16 protein-coding genes are annotated in these 18,995 nt (G+C 60.3%); 8 read left to right on the forward strand and 8 right to left on the reverse strand.

The annotated features are described in order from the left end of the window. Positions 1 to 3: 3 nt before the first annotated feature. Together GSQ82_RS21480 and rmuC are read right to left on the reverse strand one after the other, a co-directional pair. Positions 4 to 249 (reverse strand): acyl carrier protein, encoded by a 246-nt coding sequence (locus tag GSQ82_RS21480; RefSeq protein WP_020715918.1) that lies wholly within the window; start codon positions 247 to 249, stop codon positions 4 to 6. A gap of 167 nt (positions 250 to 416) precedes the next feature. After that, entirely contained in the window at positions 417 to 1,907 is a 1,491-nt protein-coding gene (gene rmuC / locus GSQ82_RS21485) for a DNA recombination protein RmuC (protein ID WP_158794348.1), read from the reverse strand. Positions 1,908 to 2,060: 153 nt separating this feature from the next. Between rmuC and GSQ82_RS21490 the strand changes: the two genes are divergently transcribed. The 4 genes from GSQ82_RS21490 to GSQ82_RS21505 all read left to right on the forward strand — a co-directional run bounded on the left by GSQ82_RS21490 (position 2,061) and on the right by GSQ82_RS21505 (position 6,480). Beyond that, the gene (locus GSQ82_RS21490; protein WP_158794349.1) at positions 2,061 to 3,770 is read left to right on the forward strand and encodes an NAD(P)/FAD-dependent oxidoreductase; all 1,710 of its coding nucleotides are present in this window, start codon (positions 2,061 to 2,063) and stop codon (positions 3,768 to 3,770) included. A gap of 3 nt (positions 3,771 to 3,773) precedes the next feature. Continuing rightward, positions 3,774 to 4,160, forward strand: a complete 387-nt coding sequence (locus GSQ82_RS21495; RefSeq protein ID WP_158794350.1) for a hypothetical protein — start codon at positions 3,774 to 3,776, stop codon at positions 4,158 to 4,160. 137 nt (positions 4,161 to 4,297) lie between these two features. Then, positions 4,298 to 5,215, forward strand: a complete 918-nt coding sequence (locus tag GSQ82_RS21500; protein WP_254061836.1) for a cytochrome b/b6 domain-containing protein — start codon at positions 4,298 to 4,300, stop codon at positions 5,213 to 5,215. Next, the gene (locus tag GSQ82_RS21505; RefSeq protein ID WP_254061837.1) at positions 5,212 to 6,480 is read left to right on the forward strand and encodes a molybdopterin-dependent oxidoreductase; all 1,269 of its coding nucleotides are present in this window, start codon (positions 5,212 to 5,214) and stop codon (positions 6,478 to 6,480) included. The genes GSQ82_RS21500 and GSQ82_RS21505 overlap by 4 nt, the downstream gene beginning before the upstream one ends. Before the next feature lie 28 nt (positions 6,481 to 6,508). Here GSQ82_RS21505 and GSQ82_RS21510 read toward each other — a convergent pair whose 3' ends face one another. From GSQ82_RS21510 to clpB, 5 genes are all read right to left on the reverse strand, one after another. After that, positions 6,509 to 6,859, reverse strand: a complete 351-nt coding sequence (locus tag GSQ82_RS21510) for a DUF4440 domain-containing protein (RefSeq protein ID WP_158794351.1) — start codon at positions 6,857 to 6,859, stop codon at positions 6,509 to 6,511. Between the two features lie 61 nt (positions 6,860 to 6,920). Continuing rightward, positions 6,921 to 7,793 carry a peptide chain release factor N(5)-glutamine methyltransferase gene (gene prmC / locus GSQ82_RS21515; protein ID WP_158794352.1) on the reverse strand — a complete coding sequence of 291 codons (873 nt, stop codon included), beginning with the start codon at positions 7,791 to 7,793 and terminating at the stop codon, positions 6,921 to 6,923. A gap of 8 nt (positions 7,794 to 7,801) precedes the next feature. Continuing rightward, entirely contained in the window at positions 7,802 to 8,659 is an 858-nt protein-coding gene (locus GSQ82_RS21520) for a hypothetical protein (RefSeq protein ID WP_158794353.1), read from the reverse strand. Next, on the reverse strand, positions 8,659 to 9,522 hold the full coding sequence (locus GSQ82_RS21525; protein WP_158794354.1) for a VOC family protein: 864 nt from the start codon (positions 9,520 to 9,522) through the stop codon (positions 8,659 to 8,661). Before GSQ82_RS21525 ends, GSQ82_RS21520 begins: the two co-directional genes overlap by 1 nt. An 81-nt stretch (positions 9,523 to 9,603) precedes the next feature. Next, positions 9,604 to 12,273 (reverse strand): ATP-dependent chaperone ClpB, encoded by a 2,670-nt coding sequence (gene clpB / locus GSQ82_RS21530; protein ID WP_158794355.1) that lies wholly within the window; start codon positions 12,271 to 12,273, stop codon positions 9,604 to 9,606. Positions 12,274 to 12,474: 201 nt separating this feature from the next. On the opposite strand from clpB, the gene GSQ82_RS21535 reads away from it, so the two are divergent. Next, positions 12,475 to 13,155, forward strand: coding sequence for a YoaK family protein (locus GSQ82_RS21535; RefSeq protein WP_158794356.1), 681 nt, complete (start codon positions 12,475 to 12,477; stop codon positions 13,153 to 13,155). Between the two features lie 73 nt (positions 13,156 to 13,228). After that, entirely contained in the window at positions 13,229 to 15,139 is a 1,911-nt protein-coding gene (locus tag GSQ82_RS21540; protein ID WP_158794357.1) for a hypothetical protein, read from the forward strand. 59 nt (positions 15,140 to 15,198) lie between these two features. Here GSQ82_RS21540 and GSQ82_RS21545 read toward each other — a convergent pair whose 3' ends face one another. Further along, on the reverse strand, positions 15,199 to 17,163 hold the full coding sequence (locus tag GSQ82_RS21545) for an ATP-dependent DNA ligase (protein ID WP_158794358.1): 1,965 nt from the start codon (positions 17,161 to 17,163) through the stop codon (positions 15,199 to 15,201). Between the two features lie 224 nt (positions 17,164 to 17,387). Between GSQ82_RS21545 and prfA the strand changes: the two genes are divergently transcribed. Further along, complete coding sequence (gene prfA, locus GSQ82_RS21550) at positions 17,388 to 18,464, forward strand: peptide chain release factor 1 (RefSeq protein ID WP_158794359.1); 1,077 nt, start codon at positions 17,388 to 17,390, stop codon at positions 18,462 to 18,464. 224 nt (positions 18,465 to 18,688) lie between these two features. Then, positions 18,689 to 18,967 carry a hypothetical protein gene (locus tag GSQ82_RS21555; RefSeq protein WP_158794360.1) on the forward strand — a complete coding sequence of 93 codons (279 nt, stop codon included), beginning with the start codon at positions 18,689 to 18,691 and terminating at the stop codon, positions 18,965 to 18,967. The last annotated feature ends 28 nt before the right edge of the window (positions 18,968 to 18,995 follow it).

An 18,995-nucleotide genomic window follows, 5' to 3' on the forward strand; every position in this document is an offset into this window, starting at 1 on the left:
TTTTTACTTTGCCGCCTTCTGGTTCTTTTCGATGTAATCGACGGCATCCTTCACGGTCTTGATCTTCTCGGCATCCTCATCGGGAATCTGGATGTCGAAGGCCTCTTCGAACTGCATGACGAGTTCGACGACGTCGAGGGAGTCTGCGCCCAGGTCTTCCTGAAAGCTTGCGCCGGGGGTGACTTCGGCTTCATCCACCTGAAGTTGCTCGACAATGATCTGCTTTACCTTTTCGTCTACTGCTGCCATTTGTTTCTCCTGTTCACATCTGGTATCAAAGTCTGGGTGCCGATGTCATGTAGCCAATAGCCTACGGCCAGACTCAAGCATACTGAGCACCTAGGCGAGTGTAAAGCAAAGCGCACCCTTGGTGTGGGGGGTGGCGGAGGGTTTAGGGCGGTTTAAACGGTCTTCGTCTACTCTTCGTCCCCGGCGGCGGCGAGCAGGGGGGCTACGCCGGGAATGTTATCGAAGTCGATGAGGTTGTTGGCCGGGGCGGGGCCGTCGGACTCGCCGACCTCGCGGAGGGCGCGGTTGATGGCCCGGGTGCGGACTCCGACGTCGGTCAGCCTTCCGTGGACCTTCAACAGATCGCTGCCGACCTTGTCCATGAGGATGCCGAACTTACCGAACTCGGTTTTGGTGCCCTGCAGGACCTTCCAGACCTCATCGCCCTTCTCCTGCAGGGCGAGCATGTGGAAGCCCATCTGAAAGCTGGTGAGGATCGCGGAGAGCGTGCTGGGGCCGGCGATGGTGACGTGGCATTTGGACTGGATCTCGGCCTGGAGGGCGTCGCGGCGCATGACTTCGGCGTAGAGGCCTTCGGTGGGCAGAAACATGATGGCGTGGGGCGTGGTGACGGGAGGGTTGATGTACTTCTTGCAGATGCGGTCGCCTTCGGTGCGGATGGCGGCCTCGAAGGCTCTTCCGGCGGTGGCGATGCTGTCGGGCAGGTTGCTCTCGTAGGCGGCCTCGAGGCGCTCCCAGTCTTCGCGGGGGAACTTAGCGTCGATGGGAAGCAGGGTCTCGCCGGCGTGGCCGGGAAAGCGGACGGCAAACTCGACGACCTCCAGGGTGCCTTCCTTGACCTTGGCGTTGCGAACGAACTGGCTGGGCGCGAGCATCTGTTCGAGCAGCATGCCGAGCTGGACCTCGGCGAAGCCTCCGCGGGATTTGACATTGGTGAAGATACGGCTGAGGTCGTTGACGCCGTCGGAGAGCTTGGTCATCTCGCCGAGGCCGGTGTGGACTTTATTGAGCTGATCGGTAACCTGGCCGAAGGACTCGGTGAGGCGCGTCTGCAGGGTGGCGTGGAGCTTCTCGTCGACGGTGACGCGCATCTCTTCGAGCTTGGCGGAGTTGGCTTCGTTAAGCCGGGTGAGGCGCTCTTCGACGGTCTCGCGGAGCTGGTTCTGGTGGGCGGTGTTGCTGGTCATCAGGTCGGCGAGTTTGGTGTTGAGGGACTCGCGGAGGGCGTCGTGTTTCGTGCTGGTTTCGCTGGTGAAGGCGGAGATGCGCTGGGTGATGGAGTCCATCTGGTGCTGGACGGCGTTGCGCAGGGCCTCGTCGGAGGATTTGTTGTCGGAGCGAAAGCCGGCGAGTCCGGTCTGGAGGGTCTGGCCGAGGGTGGCGAGGATCGTGGAGATCTCGGTGCGAAGACTCCCGAAGTCGGCGGCGCTGGCCTCGCGGGTGCGCTGGGCCTCTTCGGCGAGGTCGGTGCGGAGTTGGGCGAGGTCGCCGCGAAGATGGCGGTCGAGTGCGTCGAAGTGAGCGTCGAGGCGGGTGAGCTGGTCGGGGATCTGGAGGAGGCGCGGATCCTGTGGCTGCGCGGACGGCTGCTTGCGGAAGAGGAGGAAGAGAACGACGAGGAGAATGACGAGTTGGAGGGCAAGGAGGAGCGTCGGCATTTCGGTTTTCCTTCGCCTAAAGGATAGCATCGACGCGGACTGGGGCTGTGGGTTTCGTTTGGAGTTCGTTGAGATCTTCTCTCGGCAGGGCGGGATGCGGCGAGTCGATATAATGTGGGATTGGCTTGTAGAATCAGGGTTCGACAGGATGGAATGCGAAAAAGAGCAGTAGTTATCGGGGCCGGGCCTGCGGGGTTGACGGCGGGTCTGGAGCTGCTGCGGCGGACGGACATACAGCCGATTATTCTGGAGGCGAGCGAGGAGATTGGTGGAATCTCGCGCACGATTAAATACAAGGGCAACCGGATGGATATCGGCGGCCATCGATTTTTTTCCAAGAGCGACCGGGTGATGCAGTGGTGGGTGGACCTGATGCCTCCCGAGGTTGATGGTGAGGGCGCGGGTTCGGAGCAGGAGATCAGTTACCAGGGCAAGCGGCGTACGGTTGCGGTGCCTGCGCGGTTGCCGGAGGAGCCGGTGCTGCGTGGGGCTGGGCCTATCGATCCGCATGCGGCGGATGAGTCCGAGGATGAGGACGAAGCAGGCTTAGAAAACAAAGGGCCAGTGGAGATGCTGGTGACCGCAGAGTCTGCTGATCCTGATCTGGTGATGCTGATTCGTCCGCGGAAGAGCAGGATCTACTACCTGCGGAAGTTCTTCGACTATCCGATTACGCTGACGGCGACGACGCTGAAGAATCTTGGGCTGGCGAGGACCTTTCGCGTTGGTGTGAGCTATATGAAGTCGCAGGTGAGCCAGATCGCTCCGGAGAAGAGTCTGGAAGACTTTCTGATCAATCGATTTGGGCGGCAGCTTTATCTGACCTTCTTCAAGAGCTACACGGAGAAGGTGTGGGGGACGCCGTGCGAGGAGATCTCGGCGGAGTGGGGAGCGCAGAGGATCAAGGGACTCAGCCTGACGACGGCAGTGAAGCATTTCTTGAAGAAGGCCTTCGGTGGCAAGCCGAAGACGGTGGGCGATCTTGCGCAGAAGGGAACGGACACGAGTCTGATTGAGCGGTTCATGTATCCGAAGTATGGGCCGGGGCAGCTGTGGGAGCATGTGGCCGACCAGATTCGCGAGAAGGGCGGCGAGATTCACATGGGTTGGAGGGTGGATCGCGTGTACTGCTCAGTGGAGAACGGCGTGAAGCGGGTGGTGTCGATCGACGCGGTAAATGCGCAGGGTGAGCGTGAGACGTTTGCGGGGGATTACTTTTTCTCGACGATGCCGATGCGCGAACTGGTGGAGGCGATGGACGCTCCGGTTCCCGAGAATGTGCGCGAGGTGAGCGAGGGGTTGCAGTATCGCGACTTCATCACGGTTGGGCTGCTAGCGGATCGGCTGAAGGTGACCGAGCGGGACGGCGGTCTGCTGAAGGATACGTGGATCTACGTGCAGGAGCCCGATGTGTTACTTGGACGGTTACAGATATTCAACAACTGGAGCCCGTACCTTGTGGCCGATCCTTCGAAGGTGTGGATTGGGTTGGAGTACTTCTGCTACGACACGGACGATCTGTGGAAGATGCCGGATGAAGAGTTGAAGAAATTCGCTATCGCCGAGGTGGCGAAGATAGGGATTCTGAATGCGGAGGATGTCTCGGACGGGCATGTGGTGCGGGTGCCGAAGACGTATCCGGCGTACTTCGGGACGTATGACCGGTTTGATGAGTTGCGGGAGTTTACCGATGGGTTCGAGAACCTTTTTCTGGTCGGGCGGAACGGTATGCATAAGTACAACAACCAGGACCATAGTATGTTGACCGCGATGACCGTGGTGGATGGTATTGTGGCTGGGCATGTGGATAAGGCCGCGCTCTGGGGGATCAACACGGAGCAGGAGTACCACGAGGAGAAGTGAGTTTTGAAGAGAGTTCTGCTGAGTGGTGTGCTGATTCTTGTCGTCTTCCTGACTGTCTTCCGGCAGCGTGTTTTTTTGCGGGATCCGCTGGGGAAGGTGGAGCGGGCCGGCGTGGTGCAGGACGGGTCACGGCTATATATCAACTACTCGAACGATGTGCTGTTGGAGGATGCAGCTCATCAGTTTGTGCTGGTGCAGAACTGGAACAAGTCGCCTGGAGCTCCGCTGCATCTTGCGTGTCTGAACGGACTTGCATGCTGGACGGATGCGAATGAGGCGGCAGTGTCTGCGCTTGACCGTCCGACTCGCGCTGCGGCTGCGGTGATGAGTTCTAAAGAGGTTACGTTTCTCGATGGCGGGGGCGAAGAGGTGAGGATCGAGCTGCGGTAGGAACGAGGGAGGGGTGCCTTGGTCAAAGCTTTAGATCCGAACTCTATCAGAGATATCTCGTAACCTTTCAAGTAAGTGTCCACTCTAACCTCGCGGAGATGCTGCGCGGACCTGCGCACACACAGGAGGAGGTTCGAATGCCCGAGTCGTCAAAGAATAGCGGAGAGCCTGTGGACTCTGTGAACGTCCCTGAAGCCGATGCGATGGATGGGGTCGCCGGGGATTCGGCTGCTGAGGCAACAGAGCTAGTTGTTGCAGAAGAGACTGTTGCACCGGCGGTCGTGGTCGCACCGGCTACGGTCGCTGAGCTTGTGGAGGAGAAGCCGCCAGCCGAGGCAACGATTCGACTGGAGAAGAAGCATCCGCTGGCCATTCGCTGGATGCACTGGGTGAACTTCCCGGTGCTGTTCACGATGATCTGGAGCGGGTTGCTGATCTATTGGAATGACTCGGACAATGCCTACCGGCATCCTCATGCGGTGTATCGCATCGGCATCGGATCGTTGACGCTGGTGCGGATGTTTCCGCCGTGGTTCTGGAAGGCGATCAACGCGCCGTACCATGTGACGGAGGGCCTGGGGTATCACTTCTTCTTTATGTGGATCTTCGCGATCAACGGAGTCCTGTATGTCTCGTATCTTTTGATCTCCGGCGAGTGGAGGGTGCTGGTTCCGGAGCGGCGGTCTCTGCGAGATGCGTTGCAGGTAACGCTGGTGGACCTGCATCTGCGCAAGGGCTTGCCGCCGCAGAAGAAGTACAACGGCGCGCAGAGGATCGCGTATACGGCAGTGATTGTGATGGGGTTGGGTTCGTTGGTCACGGGGCTCTCTATCTACAAGCCGACGCAGGCGCACTGGATGACCACGCTACTTGGCGGATACGAGATGGCGCGGTGGGAGCACTTCTGGTTGACGATGGGATTCTGCGCATTTTTCCTGGTGCATGTGGGACAGGTGATTCTGGCCGGGTGGAACAACTTCCGCTCCATGGTGAGCGGGGTTGAGATTGTGCCGGCGGCGAAGGCTTCGCTGGAAGAAGAGAGGAGAGCGCGATGAGCGACGGACGCGAGGAACGGGAGGAGCAGGAGCAGAGGCGCAAGTGGGAGAAGGAGCGGAAGGACCGCGAGGACGATCGTGAACGCGACTGGGAACACGATGGGGATCAGGAGCGGAGGGATTCGCGTGCGGCCGATGCCCTGGAGATCGCCGCTTTGGATGCAGCGGTGCGGGCGGAGTCGGGACGGCGGACGCGACGGAGCTTTCTGGCTGCGGCTTTGGCGGCTGCGGGTGGATACAGTTTCTATCGATGGATCGATCGCAGTCCTGGCAGCCAACTGATTCAGCGGCCTCTGCGGAAGATGCTCGACTTCAATGCGAGGGTGTCGCATGCGGTCTTCGAGGAACGCGGGCTAGCGCCGACGTTTCCCGTAGCGAAGTCGATGGAGCTGCGGACGAACGGAAACTACGGCCTGAAGATGGACCTGGTGCCGGAGACCTACCGGCTGCAGATGGTGGGAGTGAAGGGCGCGAAGAGGCTTCCACAGTATGTTGAGGATGTGACGGCGTGGGAGTATGGCTACGCGGCGAAGAAAGAAGCTGGGCCGGTGGAGCACGACACGAAGGTGGCTCCGAAGACTGAGGCGACGGTGGGGAACGGGCCCAAGGCGAAGGCTGATCCGAACGGCGACGCTGGCATGGGCGAAGGGCCGATGATGCAAGGCGGACAGGCGAGCACGATGGTTAGCGCGACAGGTGATGCGAAGCAGGAGACGAAGATGTCACCAGCGTTCGAGAAGGCGTTCGCGGATTTGAAGAAGGCGCAAGGGAAGAAGCGGCCTCGCGGGCAGGAGGAGGCGGGGATGTCGGACAGTACGCTCGACCCAGGAACGCCGGGGCTGCTGTTGACGATGGATGAGCTGACGAGTTTGCCGCACCACGAGTTGGTAACGGAGTTCAAGTGCATTGAAGGTTGGAGCCAGGTCGTGCACTGGGGTGGGTACCGGCTTGCGGATCTGATCGCGAAGTATCCACCGGAGCCGAGGCTGGACGGATCGCTGCCGAAGTATGTCTACATGGAGACGCCTGATGGCGACTACTATTGCGGATACACGCTGCAGGCATGCATGCATCCCCAGAGCCTGCTGGTAACGGAGATGGCGGGCCGTCCGTTGGCGCAGTGGCATGGAGCACCGATACGGTTACATATGCCGATCAAGTACGGTTACAAGCAGATCAAACGAATTGGGCTGATCGCGTATACGGACAGCAAGCCGGATGACTACTGGACCAAGCTGGGGTATGACTGGTATGCCGGCTTATAAAGGCTGCGCCTGGCGTTGTTGCAGCTGCTCAGCTTGCGGTGGTGCCCTGGTGAAAGAGAAGCTGCCAGTGATTGTCGCGGAAGACCCAGAGCGAGGAGCGGTGCGAGGATTCGGACGAGTTGGTGGCGCGGTAGGTGGCCAGCGCCGCATTCTCTGAGAGCGGTTCAACGTTGAAGTGGAGAAGAGTCGTCGGCGGTGGGTTGCTGGTGAGGAGCACTTGGATGGTGTGCTGGCGATTGAAGATGCGGCCCGAGGTGCAGAACTCCTTGTAGTCTTTCGCGAAGAGAGGGATCAGGGCGTTACGGTCGGCCTCACGGTTGGGATGGAAGAGGCGTTCTTCGAGCTGGAAGAGCTGGTCCTGGAGCGTTGGGTTTTTCATGATTGCGTCTCCTATTGTTATACGCATGGCGAGGCAGAGGGTTTCAGTGGAGCGGGTATGTTCAGGTCTCGCCGGTTGGCCGCCGGGCAAGGACGACGCGGGGTATGTGTTGAAGATCATCCACGAAGGCGACACCGTGCCAACCGGTTAGGAGTACGGCAAGGTCGTCTTGCTGGCCATGGCCGATCTCAAGGGCGAGAAGACCGTTTGGTTTGAGCGCCTTGAGCGCCTGGGGGATGAGGCGGCGGTAGATGGCGAGACCACCCTCGCCGGCAAAGAGAGCGGTGGAGGGCTCGTGATCGCGCACCTGGGGGTGGAGCGTGGAACGGTCAGACTCCGGGATGTAGGGCGGATTACTTACGATGGCGTCGAAGGTCTGCTCCTGGCCGGACAGCGCCCTCAGAAGATCCGAGTGGAGAAAGTGAATGCGCCCGGAGACGTGATGTTCATGGGCGTTGGCGGATGCGAGTGCAAGGGCCTCCGGTGAAAGGTCAATTGCGGTGATCTCCGAGTGCGGAAGGTGGACGGCGAGAGCGATTGCGATCGCGCCGGAGCCGGTGCCGACGTCGACGATGCTCAGCAGCTCACTGGAACTCTCCGAAGAGAGAAGATGGAGCACGGCTTCGACGAGATGCTCGGTCTCGGGGCGCGGGATGAGGACGGCGGGCGTAACGCGCAGGAGAAGGCCGTAGAACTCTTGCTGGCCGGTGATGTACTGGATCGGCACGAGTTGCAGGCGGCGGTGGACCAGGCTCTGATAGAGCGCTTGTTGCTCTAAGGTGATCTCGCGGTCGGGATGAGCAAAGAGAGTGACGCGCGAAAGCTGCAGCGCATGGAGCAGGAGCAGCTCGGCGTCGCGGTTTGAGGTGGCGCGCAGGTCTTCGTGTTCGGCGAACTGTGCGGCGGCGGCGTTGAGGACTTGGCGCAGTGTCATGCTGGCAGCTATTCGGATGGCGGTGAGGTAGGGGAATCGGTGGTGGGCAGGATGACGGAGCTGGCCGCGAAACGATGATAGTTGCTGTAGTGTGCCGTGAAGCGGAAGCCATCCGTCTTTGGCGTCTCCGTGGTAAAGGCGGTGATCGTCACCGGGAGCCAGAACGACTGGCCGTTGAGTGTGACAGCGGCGAAGTCCACAGCAGCTGTGCCAAGAATGTCGCGATCCTTGCCGACCGGGTTCGGGACCGTTCGTTCGATGTGAGTCACCTGCATCGAGGCAGAGTCTATGACGAACTTGCCCGAGGTTCCGGGCTGGATGGACGAGCAGGCAGGCTCTTTCAACGCTGCTTCCCTCGCCGTGAAAGTGTACGCTTCCGCTCCCGCCTGCCGAGGGGCGGAGGAATCCGGTTGATAGTCGAAGCACGAATGATGGTCGGCGGAGAGGAACTTCGCCAGCGCACCGCTGAATCCTCCGCTGAACGCGATAGGCATATTCAATTTTTTATCGCCGGAGGGTTTGCCGTTGACCGTCTTGATCTCACGAGACTCCGTGAGTGCGCCGCCTTGCGATGCGGAGCGACTGACCCGAAAGAGCGCGTCGACGGTGGTCTCATGCCTGGTCTTGCCTTCGTGAATCTCCTGCGACGTGATGTGCTCATCGCATACAAAGCTGGGTACGGATGCCTTGTACTGCTCAGTGTTCGCCTCCACGCGGGAGAGCATCTGGTCGATCGCAGGTTTGGACTGTTGGGCATGCGCAGCAGCCACTGCAGAGCAAGCAAGCATGCAGACGGAGAGCACATGTCTACGGCGTGGCGAGGTGTGCATGTCTGAGTTTACGTTCGCGGAGGAGGAATAGTTCATCAGCGGTTCTCGAGCAGAATGATGTTGCCGTCGGGATCGGCGATGGTGAGGCTTGCTCCGTTTTTAACAGCGGCTACGCCTTCCTTGTGCAGGTGGCGAGCGGAACGACCGAGGTTGTCCGAGTTGAGCGTGATGCGAGCATGGGCTCCAAGCGTGGCATGGACGATCTCGATCTCCTGGCCGGAGTTTCCGGGCATGTGCAGGTCCATCGGATCGCCTGCGATGGGTTTGAAGTTGAGCTGGTTGATATAGAAATCGCGGGCGGCGTCGGGGTCTTCCATGGCGAGCGAGACGGCGACCAGCTTGTCGGCGACACGGTCGGGGTCGAGGTGTTTTCCCTCATCGTCAGAGTGAAGCGAGCCCGGCATGTACTGGATGAACTCGATGGTCTGCGGGCCCGATGGCTGAACCGGCCCGACGATCGTGAAGAGAGCGTCGCCGGAGGCGGGCTTATCCACAGTCTTCGAGGTGATGCCGCGACTGAGATAGTCCTGGCGGAAGGCTTCCAGGTCTCCTACTTCGAAGCACACGTGCAGGAAGCCGATGGAGGCGTCCTGTGCGGTAGCGGCGTGAAGCTCGATGAACTGGCGGTCGTTGATCTTCAGGACGGATTGGTAGGGAACATCGTCTTTGCGAAGGTCGAAGGACATCTCGAAGCCGAGCTTTTCGTAGAAGGCGGTCGAAGCGGCAAGGTCATGTACGCGAATGGCCACGTGGGCGATCCCATTGATCGGTGGCGTAGGCGTGTCCTCCGATTGGGCACGAGCGTAGCCGGAGAACAACGACGCGACGAAGATGACGAGGCCAACAAAAAAAGTGCGCGAATGGTACCTGCGGGCGCTAGGGGCCGGTTGTGCTGTCATGCGTTGCTCCGTTTGGGCTGCCTACGGATTGTCGCCGATGTGGCGGAGATCTGCCAAGCTGAGGGACGCTCAGCCGGGGCGTTACGCCGCCCCAGCCTCGCGCCCCTTCACCGCGAACTCCAGCCCGGTCTTTCCAGCCGTCACCACGACGTGATCGCCATGCAGAACGCTTCCATCCAGGATCTTCACGGCCAGCTTGTCCTGCACCATCCGCTGAATCGCACGCTTCAACGGTCGCGCTCCGTAGGCCCTGTCGTACCCAGCCTTGAAGATCGCCTTCCGTGCATCGTCCGTCATCTCCAGCGTGATCTTTCGATCTGCCAGCAGATGCTGGAGGTCCTTCAGCCGCAGATCGACGATATGGGTAAGCTGCTCATCGCCGAGCGGATGGAAGATCACGATGTCGTCCACGCGATTCAGAAACTCCGGCCGAAACTGCTTCCGCAGCTCATCCATCACGCGAACCTTCGCCTCTTCAAATCCGTCCTCGCCCTGCGCCCACGCCGTCGACAACTGCGCAGCGCCAACGTTCGACGTCATGATTAGAACGGTATTCTTGAAGTCCACCGTCCTGCCCTTCGAGTCCGTCAGCCGCCCATCGTCGAGCACCTGCAGCAAGACGTTGAAGACATCTGGATGCGCCTTCTCGATCTCGTCGAACAGCACCACTGCGTACGGCCGTCTACGCACCGCCTCGGTCAACTGTCCCCCCTCGTCGTAGCCGACATATCCCGGAGGCGCTCCAATCAGCCGCGCCACGGCGTGCTTCTCCATGTACTCGCTCATGTCGATCCGCACCATCGCGGCCTCGTCATCGAAGAGGAACTCCGCCAGCGCACGAGCCGTCTCCGTCTTGCCTACGCCTGTAGGGCCGAGGAAGATGAACGAGCCGATTGGCCGCTTCGGGTCGCTCAGTCCGGCGCGCGAACGTCGAATCGCATTCGCTACAGCGCCCAGCGCCTCGTCTTGCCCAACCACACGCTCGCGCAAACGATCCTCCATCTGCACCAGCTTCTGCATCTCGCCTTCCAGCATCTTCGAGACAGGAATCCCCGTCCACTTCGACACCACGGCGGCGATGTCCTCTTCATCGACCTCTTCCTTCAGCATCCGCGATGGCCGCCGCGATACGCCAGCCGCAACCCCGCTCTTCGCCTCCGCTTCATCTGCCGACACAGCCGCATCCTGTAAAGCTGTCAGCTCCTTCAGCTCAGCCTCCAGCTTTGGAATCTCGCCGTACTGCAGCTCTGCCGCACGCTGCAGGTTTCCCTTGCGAGTCTCCTCCTGCATCTGGAAGCGCAGCGACTCAAGCTGCTCCTTTAGCGCAGCAATCTTTCCGATTGCACCGCGTTCGGTCTGCCATCTCGCACGCAGCCCGGCAGCGGTCTCCTTCACCTCGGCCAGCTCGCGCTCCACGATCTCCAGCCGCTCCTGCGAGCCTGCATCCTTCTCTCGCTTCAGCGCAGCACGCTCGATCTCCAGTGAGGTCGCACGTCGTTCAAGGTCGTCGATCTCTACCGGGACGCTGCCGATCTGGATCGCCAACGCAGCCGCAGCTTCGTCTACCAGGTCGATCGCCTTATCCGGCAGGAACCGATCGGATATGTAACGGTGCGAGAGCGTAGCCGCAGCCACAATCGCCGAATCCTTGATCCGAACCTTGTGATGCGCCTCGTACTTCTCCTTCAATCCGCGCAGAATCGCAACCGTGTCCTCAACGTTTGGCTCGCCGACGTACACGATCTGGAAGCGCCGTTCCAGCGCCGCATCCTTCTCGATGTACTTGCGATATTCATTCAGCGTGGTCGCGCCAATCGCACGCAGACCGCCGCGAGCCAGCGCAGGCTTCAGCATGTTGCTCGCATCCATCGCGCCTTCGGCAGCACCTGCGCCGACCAGAGTATGTAACTCATCGATGAACAAAATAATCTCGCCGTTCGAGTCCTCGATCTCCTTCAGCACAGCCTTCAGCCGTTCTTCGAACTCGCCGCGAAACTTCGCTCCGGCCACCATCGAAGCCAGATCCAGCGAACACACCCGCTTATCCCGCAGGATCTCCGGCACGTCGCCCAGAAAGATCCGCCGCGCGAGGCCTTCCACAATCGCCGTCTTGCCCACGCCCGGTTCGCCGATCAGCACAGGATTATTCTTCGTTCGCCGCGCCAGCACCTGCACCACGCGCCGAATCTCCTCATCCCGTCCAATCACCGGGTCCAACTTCCCGCGCCGTGCCAACTCCGTCAGGTCCTTCGCGTACTTCTCCAGCGCCTGAAACTTGCCCTCGGGATTCTGATCCGTCACCCGCTGCGACCCGCGCACCTCGGCCAGAGCCTTCAGGATTGCGTCATGCGTCGCGCCCAGAGCCGCAAGCGCCGTCTGCACGGCGTCGCCCTTCTGCCGCGCCAGGGCCAGCAACAGGTGCTCGGTCGAGACGTAATCGTCCTTGAAGTTCTCCGCCTCTTTGAAGCCCTGCTCCAGCACCTTCTGCAGTACGCCGGACATCCCCGGCTGGTTTCCACCCTGCACCTTCGGCAGCTTTACGATCGCGGAGTTTACTCCCGCCAATAGTTGCTCCACCGGTACCCCGACCTTCTCAAGCACCGGAATCACCACTCCCTCGCGATCCTCCAGCAGCGCGGCCATCAGATGCAGCGGCAGCACCTCCGGATTACCGTTCTCGGCGGCATATCCGCTCGCCGTCTGCACCGCCTCCTGCGACTTCACCGTTAACCGATCCCACTTGATCGCCATAACTTGAATCTCCCCAAAAATTTAAAGTTTGCACTTAGTTAGACGCGAAAATTCGGTGGAAGATGCGAAAACCTGATAGCAACTCACTCATATTCCATTAGGCCCTGATCCGGCAGCATGCGAAATCAAATCTATCCTTTCCATTACAACCAGATAGCGTCCCGCCACGATACCCTGTCACTCAGACACGAATCCAAGCCAATGCCGCCCTCCGATCCTCAGAGTCCGCAGAATCAGAGCAATCCCCTTGTCGCTGCCATGCTTCTGGCCGCTACCGGGGGCATGCTGGACGCCATCGTCTACCTCAACCACGGTCACGTCTTCGCCAACGCCATGACCGGCAACGTCATCTTCCTCGGTATCGCCATTATCGGCCGCGATTGGGCCACGATCGTCCCCCACCTCGCTCCCCTTGTCGGTTTCCTCGCCGGTGTTGCCGCCTCCAAACACATGCGCACTCGGCTCAGCGAAGGCGCCGTTCTCCGCATCGGACTCACCTCCGAGACCATCGCTCTCTTTCTCATCGGCTGGCTTCCGCTGACCTTCCCGCACATGGCGTTTACCCTCATTACTGCGTTCGTATCGGCCTTTCAGGTCTCCATCTATCGCCGCGTCGAGCGCTTCACCTTCAACTCCACCTTCGTTACCGGCAATCTCCGAGATATGACCGACGGCCTCTACGACGCCCTGAGGCCCACTTCTCCCGAAGTCCGCGAAAAAGGTCTCGCTCAGGCGACCGACCTCGGCCTTATCTGCCTCTGCTTTCTCGCCGGAGCGGTCATCGGGGCCTGGGCCGCCCCGCGTTTCGGCAACCGCGCTCTCTGGTTCACCGAACCGCTCCTTCTCGCCGTCCTGCTGCACCGTCTTCGCCATCCATCCTGACGCGAAAGTCGTACTTTGCGGCCTGTGTCTAACTGCTACTCTTGCTTCACTTGCGTCATTGGAGAAGACTATTTTGCCCCGGCTGCCACGCCTCCATCCCGCCGTATCCTTTCTTGCGGCTTGTCTCCTCAGCGGCTGCGGAGCCGTGACCCAGCAATCGGCGTCCGGCCCCGCTACCAATCCCGCAACACCTCCGCCGTCTTCGGGCACGACCGTAGAGCCTAACTCCAACAGTTCCGGCAACGTCCACGGCGGCCAGCAGCCCGTCGTCGGAGCCCACATCTACATGTTCGCGGCCAACCCCGCCGGCTACGGCTCCCCCAGCATCTCCCTCCTCGACCCGACCAAACCCGGTGTCTACTCCGACTCCGTAGGCGGCTACGTCCTTACCGACACTCTCGGCGACTTCAACTTCAGCGGCGACTACGCTTGCTCCTCCGGCCAGCTCATCTACGTGCTCTCCCTCGGCGGCAATCCCGGCCTGCCCAACGGCGGTACCAACCCCGCCATCGCGCTGATGTCGTCCGTCGGGCTCTGCCCCCCCGGCCAGACCAACTTCGATAGCACTCCGACCTACATCTTTATCAACGAGCTTTCCACGGTCGCCTCCGCTTACGCCCTGGCGGGATTCATGACTGACGCCACGCACCTCGGCTACGGCAGCTCCAATGTAGCCCAGCAGGGTCTCGCTAACGCTTTCCTCAACATTCACAACCTCGTCAGCCTCGAGACCGGCGCCTCTCTCGGCCAAACTCCCACGGGCGGCGATACTCCCCAGACCACGCTCGACACCCTCGCCGACATCCTCGTCCCGTGCGTCAACTCCGACGGCACCTCCGACTGCTCCAGCCTCTTCGCCAACGCACCCTCCCCCGCTGGCGTAGCGCCCACCGACACCCTCGCCGCCATCCTCAACATCGCGCACAACCCCAGCGCCAACGTCACCAACCTCTTCGGCAACGGCGTCAGCACCCAACCCTTCCAGCCCACGCTCACCGCCGCGCCCAACGACTGGACCCTAGCCTTCACCTTCTACGCCGACTACATGGTCGGCCCCTACTTCCCCGCGATCGACTCCGTCGGGAACGTCTGGGTTCCGAACTACGCCAACAACAGCCTCACCGAGTTTAGCCCCACCGGCGCTCCTCTCTCCGGCGCAGGCGCAACCGGCTTCACTGGCGGCGGCCTCAATCTCCCCTTCGCTATCGCCATCGACAACCAGGACAACGCTTGGGTCACCAACTACGGCCCTCTCAACGCCTCCACTGTCTCTAAATTCACTCTAAGCGGCACCCCTGCCGTCGCTACTCCCTACCCCTGTTCCGCCAACTGCTTCTTCCCCGCGTTCGACGCCCAGCAAAACCTCTGGATCTCAGGCACCGATCGCACCGCCGTCCTCCAACCCTCGGGCGCTGTCCTCAAGATGTACCCCACCGCTTCGGCCAACTCCGGCATCTCCATCGACAGCATAGGCTCCGCATGGACCATCGGCCAGCCCCGCAGCCTTTACCGCCTTGGGCTTCCCGCTACCCTCTCCATGACAGCCGAATCGGTAACCTCGTCCTCCAACAACGACCTCACACCCAACGCCATCGACTCCGCAGATAACATCTGGTACGTCAGCAACAAGAACAGCGCTGTGGGTGAATCCGACAAGACCGGTAAGCAGATCTCACCTGCCGCGGGCTACACCGGAGGCGGCCTTCATGGTCCGGCACAGATCGCCATCGACGGTTCCAACCGCGTCTGGGTCGCCAACCGCGACAGCAACTCGCTATCCGCCTTCACCAACGCTGGAGCGGCCATCTCTCCTTCAGCCGGCTATCAGGCTCCGGGGTTGAACGGTCCTCGCGGCCTGGCCATCGACGCATCAGGAAACGTCTGGCTCACCAACTTCACTTACAACTCCATCACTGAGTTCGTCGGGATTGCGACCCCTGTAGTAACTCCGATCTCTCCTACGACTCACGGCCAGCGGCCTTAAAGATATTGTCCTGCCGAGCAGGCGGCCCGTCCGGCAGGACAAAGTCTTCTAGGGGGGAGTTAAGCCTCGTTGTCCGCCGGTTTATCCACCTGCGATTGGTACACCTCTTCGACCCGCTCCACCGTATCGATCTCTGCAACCGGCTTATCCGTTCTAATCTTCAAGATCCGCGGAAATCGCAGCGCAAACCCGCTGGCATGACGCCCGCTGCGCATGATGTTGTTGAACGCCACCTCCAGCACCATCAGCGGCTCCACGGTCCTGAAGAATCCCTGATCTTCGAGCGTATGTTCCATCATCCACGCGCTCATCTCCGCAATCTCCACATCGGTCAATCCCGAGTAGGCCTTCCCAACATTCAACAACTCACCTCCAGCCCCGCGCACGGCAAAGGTGTAATCGCTCAAAATTCCCGCTCGCTTTCCATGTCCGAACTCCGCTCCCGTCACCACTACGTCGAGCGTCGCCAACTCCCGCTTCAGCTTCACCCACGCCAACCCGCGCCGGCCCGGTTGATACACCGAACCCGCAGCCTTCAGCATGACTCCTTCATTGGCCCGCGCCCGCGCATCCGCATAGGCCCGTTCGATATCTTCGGCGGACTCCACCAGCCGCGAAGGCGAGATCATCAACCGCTCAATACCCTTGTTCTTAGCTCCCGGAAACAATGCAGCCTGAGGCTGCCTTGCCTGCTCGTCCACCATCACAGGCGACACGACCCGCTCCACGAGCCCTTCCACCGCAGCTTCCAGCAGGTTTCTTCTCTCCCGCAGCGGCAGTTCCAGTAGCAGCTCGCCCCGCGCATACATCAGGTCAAACGTCATGAATACTACCGGCACCTGCCTCCTCCATTCGTTCGAGACTCGCTTCCGTCCCAATCTTTGTCCCAGCACCGCGAACGGCAATGCTCGCGCCTGTTCAAGGTCCCAACCCAGAATCTCTCCATCAAAGATCAGCGCACCATCTACCTCCGGCCGCACCTCTGCAAATGCTTCCTCCAGCTCTGGAAAGCTCTCAGTCACATCCTCACGATTCCGGGAGTAGATCGCGACTCTGCCAGGATGTTCCGAATCCCCGCAATGGACCTGTGCCCGCATCCCGTCATACTTGTCTTCAAGGAAAGCCTCAACCGCCTTTGCAAGCATAGGCTCCTCAGTCTCCACGGCAACGGAAACCTCGGTCTCCCGCTCAGAATCAAGCTCGAGCTCACGCCGCAACTCCTCATCCCCCTTCTTTTTCCTCACCTTCTTCACCTTTACAGCCGGATTCTTCGCCGGCTTTTCCGTAAACCGATCCACCGCCTCCTCCGGCGTCTCCACAGGGCTGGCCAGCATAAATCCCAACGGGTGAAAGAGCTTCATCCGCGCCTCTTCCAGCGTTCCTGCAAAGGCTCTCCTCACCGCGCCGGCGAGATCTGCCTCCAGCATCACCGCCCTGCGTACCGCTTCCACAGAAGCCCCTGCCGCAACTGCGATCGCCTCCTCCACCAGGCTCTGTTTCACGCCGATCCGCATATCTCCCAGCATCAGCTTCAGCAGATACTTTGCCTCCAGCGGGCTGGCTCTCCGCAGCATCCCTTCCACCAGACTGGCGCGGATCGCAGTCGTTCTGGCGGTCGCCATCCCCGAAAATGCCTCCGATACGTCTTGCAGCGTTAGCTCTGCCGCCAAACCAGATGCCTGGCGCCCGGACCCTCGTTCTTCTTCTGCCACAAGCAGATCGAAGGCGGCAGCGCCCATATCCCCGTGTCGTCTGTAAGCCGCTGTAAGCTCGATATCCGAAGCCCCACTGACCTGTAGCAAAGCCTTCGACAACAACGCGCCACCCGCATTCAGCTTCCGGGCGTCCGCCTCCGCGAATGGTGTGCCCGCGACGTACAGGGCGAACCAACCCGCGTCTTCTCCGTCCGGAGCGGCCGTATGTACCGATTGAATCGCCTCCGCGATCAGAGCGCGCTTCTTCAGCCGTCCAGCCTCACCAGCCAACTTCTCCGCCACCTCCGCCACCACCCTGAACAGAGCCATTCCGGACCAGCCTCCAAAAACCTCTATTCCAGTAAAGATGCATTCCGCATCATCCAGGTCAGGAGTAACATCTAATAGAGCGATGAACGCAACTGCAAATCCGGTGTCTTCCTCCCGCGTGACCGAGTCTCCCGACCGTCACGACTTTGCCTAGCTGCGCCTTCTCGCTGTCTTCTGTCTCAAACTGAACGACCATCCCCACCTCACAGCCCTTAGGAGCACCTATGTTCGACCGCCTCGACCAACTCGAAGCCCGCTACGAAGATCTCGGCAGACAGATGTCCGACCCTACCCTGGTTAACGACCAGAAGAAGTTCCAGTCCATCGCAAAGCAGCATCGCGATATGGAGCCTACCGTCGAAAAGTTCCGCGAGTATCGCAAGATCAAGGACGGAATAGCCGAAGCCAAAGCCATGCTCGCCGAACCTGACCCGGACATCAAAGAGATGGCGCAGGCTGAGCTCGATACCCTCGAGCCGCGCCTCGGTCCCATCGAAGACGGGCTCAAGGTTCTCCTGCTACCCAAGGATCCCAACGACGAAAAGAACGTCATCCTGGAGCTTCGCGCCGGTACTGGTGGCGACGAGGCCGCGCTCTTCGTCGCCGAGGTCTTCCGCATGTATCTCCGCTTTGCCGAGCAGCATAAGTGGAAGGTCGAGGTCCTCTCCCAGACAGAGTCCGGCATCGGACATGGCCTGAAGGACGTGACCGCGATCATCGAGGGCGACAACGTCTACTCGCAGCTCAAGTATGAGTCTGGCGTGCACCGCGTCCAGCGCGTTCCCGCGACGGAGACTCAGGGCCGCGTTCACACCTCAGCCATTACAGTTGCTGTCCTGCCCGAAGCTGAAGAGGTCGACATCAAGATCGAAGCGAAGGATCTCCGCATCGACACCTTCTGCTCCTCCGGTCCTGGCGGCCAATCGGTCAACACCACCTACTCGGCTGTTCGTATCACGCATCTTCCTACCAATACCGTGGTCTCCTGCCAGGACGAAAAATCGCAGATCAAGAATCGTGAAAAGGGAATGCGTGTACTCCGCGCCAGATTGTATGAGGTAGAAGCCGAGCGCATCCACCAGATCCAGGCCAAGGACCGCAAGCAGCAGATCGGCTCCGGCGACCGCAGCGAGAAGATTCGTACCTACAACTTCCCGCAGAACCGCCTTACGGACCATCGCATCGGACTGACCAACCACCAGTTGGCCATGGTCATGGAGGGCCAGATCCAGCCCACCATCGACGCTCTTATCGCTCACTACACTGCAGAAAAACTCAAGGCCGAATCCGAAGCTGCTTAATCCTCTGTTCAGGCAGAACGGTAAAGGCCGCAGGAAGATCTCCTGCGGCCTTCGTTTTTTAATACTCCGTCCATATCACACCCCTCGACAACAGAATCTTTCTCTCCTGCCGCATAAGTGAAAGAGGCACGACGCTGATTGCGACTAGTTCGCATCCAACCGCTCAGGCTGTCCATAGCAGTCTGAGTGCGTAGCGCTCATTTGTTCAATACAGGAGATTGGCGATGACTGATTCAACCAACAACCAGAGCTTTGATGAGATCCTTCGCAAGATCGGTCCGGATGCGACTGCGACCTTCGACAACTCCGCCAGCAACCCCACCGAGCACGCCAGCAGCGAAGCGACGAATGCAGCCACCTCGGTGGATGGCGATGATGACGAAAAAGACGAAGACCTCGAGGACGAGGACGAGGACGAGGACGAGGATGATGATGACGCCGAGCTGGAAGAGGACGACGAAGAAGATGAGGAAGAAGACGTAGCAGACGAAGCAGGCGTCTAATAAAGCAGATCGCAATTTAACGTGAACG

The organism is Granulicella sp. L60 (assembly GCF_009765825.1).
Taxonomy (GTDB): domain Bacteria; phylum Acidobacteriota; class Terriglobia; order Terriglobales; family Acidobacteriaceae; genus Edaphobacter.

What these genes read in the sequence shown, in the direction of transcription:
- GSQ82_RS21480 (WP_020715918.1), bottom strand. Translation starts at nt 249, where the DNA reads ATGGCAGCAGTAGACGAAAAGGTAAAGCAGATCATTGTCGAGCAACTT.
- rmuC (WP_158794348.1), bottom strand. Translation starts at nt 1,907, where the DNA reads ATGCCGACGCTCCTCCTTGCCCTCCAACTCGTCATTCTCCTCGTCGTT.
- GSQ82_RS21490 (WP_158794349.1), top strand. Translation starts at nt 2,061, where the DNA reads ATGCGAAAAAGAGCAGTAGTTATCGGGGCCGGGCCTGCGGGGTTGACG.
- GSQ82_RS21500 (WP_254061836.1), top strand. Translation starts at nt 4,298, where the DNA reads ATGCCCGAGTCGTCAAAGAATAGCGGAGAGCCTGTGGACTCTGTGAAC.
- GSQ82_RS21505 (WP_254061837.1), top strand. Translation starts at nt 5,212, where the DNA reads ATGAGCGACGGACGCGAGGAACGGGAGGAGCAGGAGCAGAGGCGCAAG.
- GSQ82_RS21510 (WP_158794351.1), bottom strand. Translation starts at nt 6,859, where the DNA reads ATGAAAAACCCAACGCTCCAGGACCAGCTCTTCCAGCTCGAAGAACGC.
- prmC (WP_158794352.1), bottom strand. Translation starts at nt 7,793, where the DNA reads ATGACACTGCGCCAAGTCCTCAACGCCGCCGCCGCACAGTTCGCCGAA.
- GSQ82_RS21520 (WP_158794353.1), bottom strand. Translation starts at nt 8,659, where the DNA reads ATGAACTATTCCTCCTCCGCGAACGTAAACTCAGACATGCACACCTCG.
- GSQ82_RS21525 (WP_158794354.1), bottom strand. Translation starts at nt 9,522, where the DNA reads ATGACAGCACAACCGGCCCCTAGCGCCCGCAGGTACCATTCGCGCACT.
- clpB (WP_158794355.1), bottom strand. Translation starts at nt 12,273, where the DNA reads ATGGCGATCAAGTGGGATCGGTTAACGGTGAAGTCGCAGGAGGCGGTG.
- GSQ82_RS21535 (WP_158794356.1), top strand. Translation starts at nt 12,475, where the DNA reads ATGCCGCCCTCCGATCCTCAGAGTCCGCAGAATCAGAGCAATCCCCTT.
- GSQ82_RS21545 (WP_158794358.1), bottom strand. Translation starts at nt 17,163, where the DNA reads ATGGCTCTGTTCAGGGTGGTGGCGGAGGTGGCGGAGAAGTTGGCTGGT.
- prfA (WP_158794359.1), top strand. Translation starts at nt 17,388, where the DNA reads ATGTTCGACCGCCTCGACCAACTCGAAGCCCGCTACGAAGATCTCGGC.
- GSQ82_RS21555 (WP_158794360.1), top strand. Translation starts at nt 18,689, where the DNA reads ATGACTGATTCAACCAACAACCAGAGCTTTGATGAGATCCTTCGCAAG.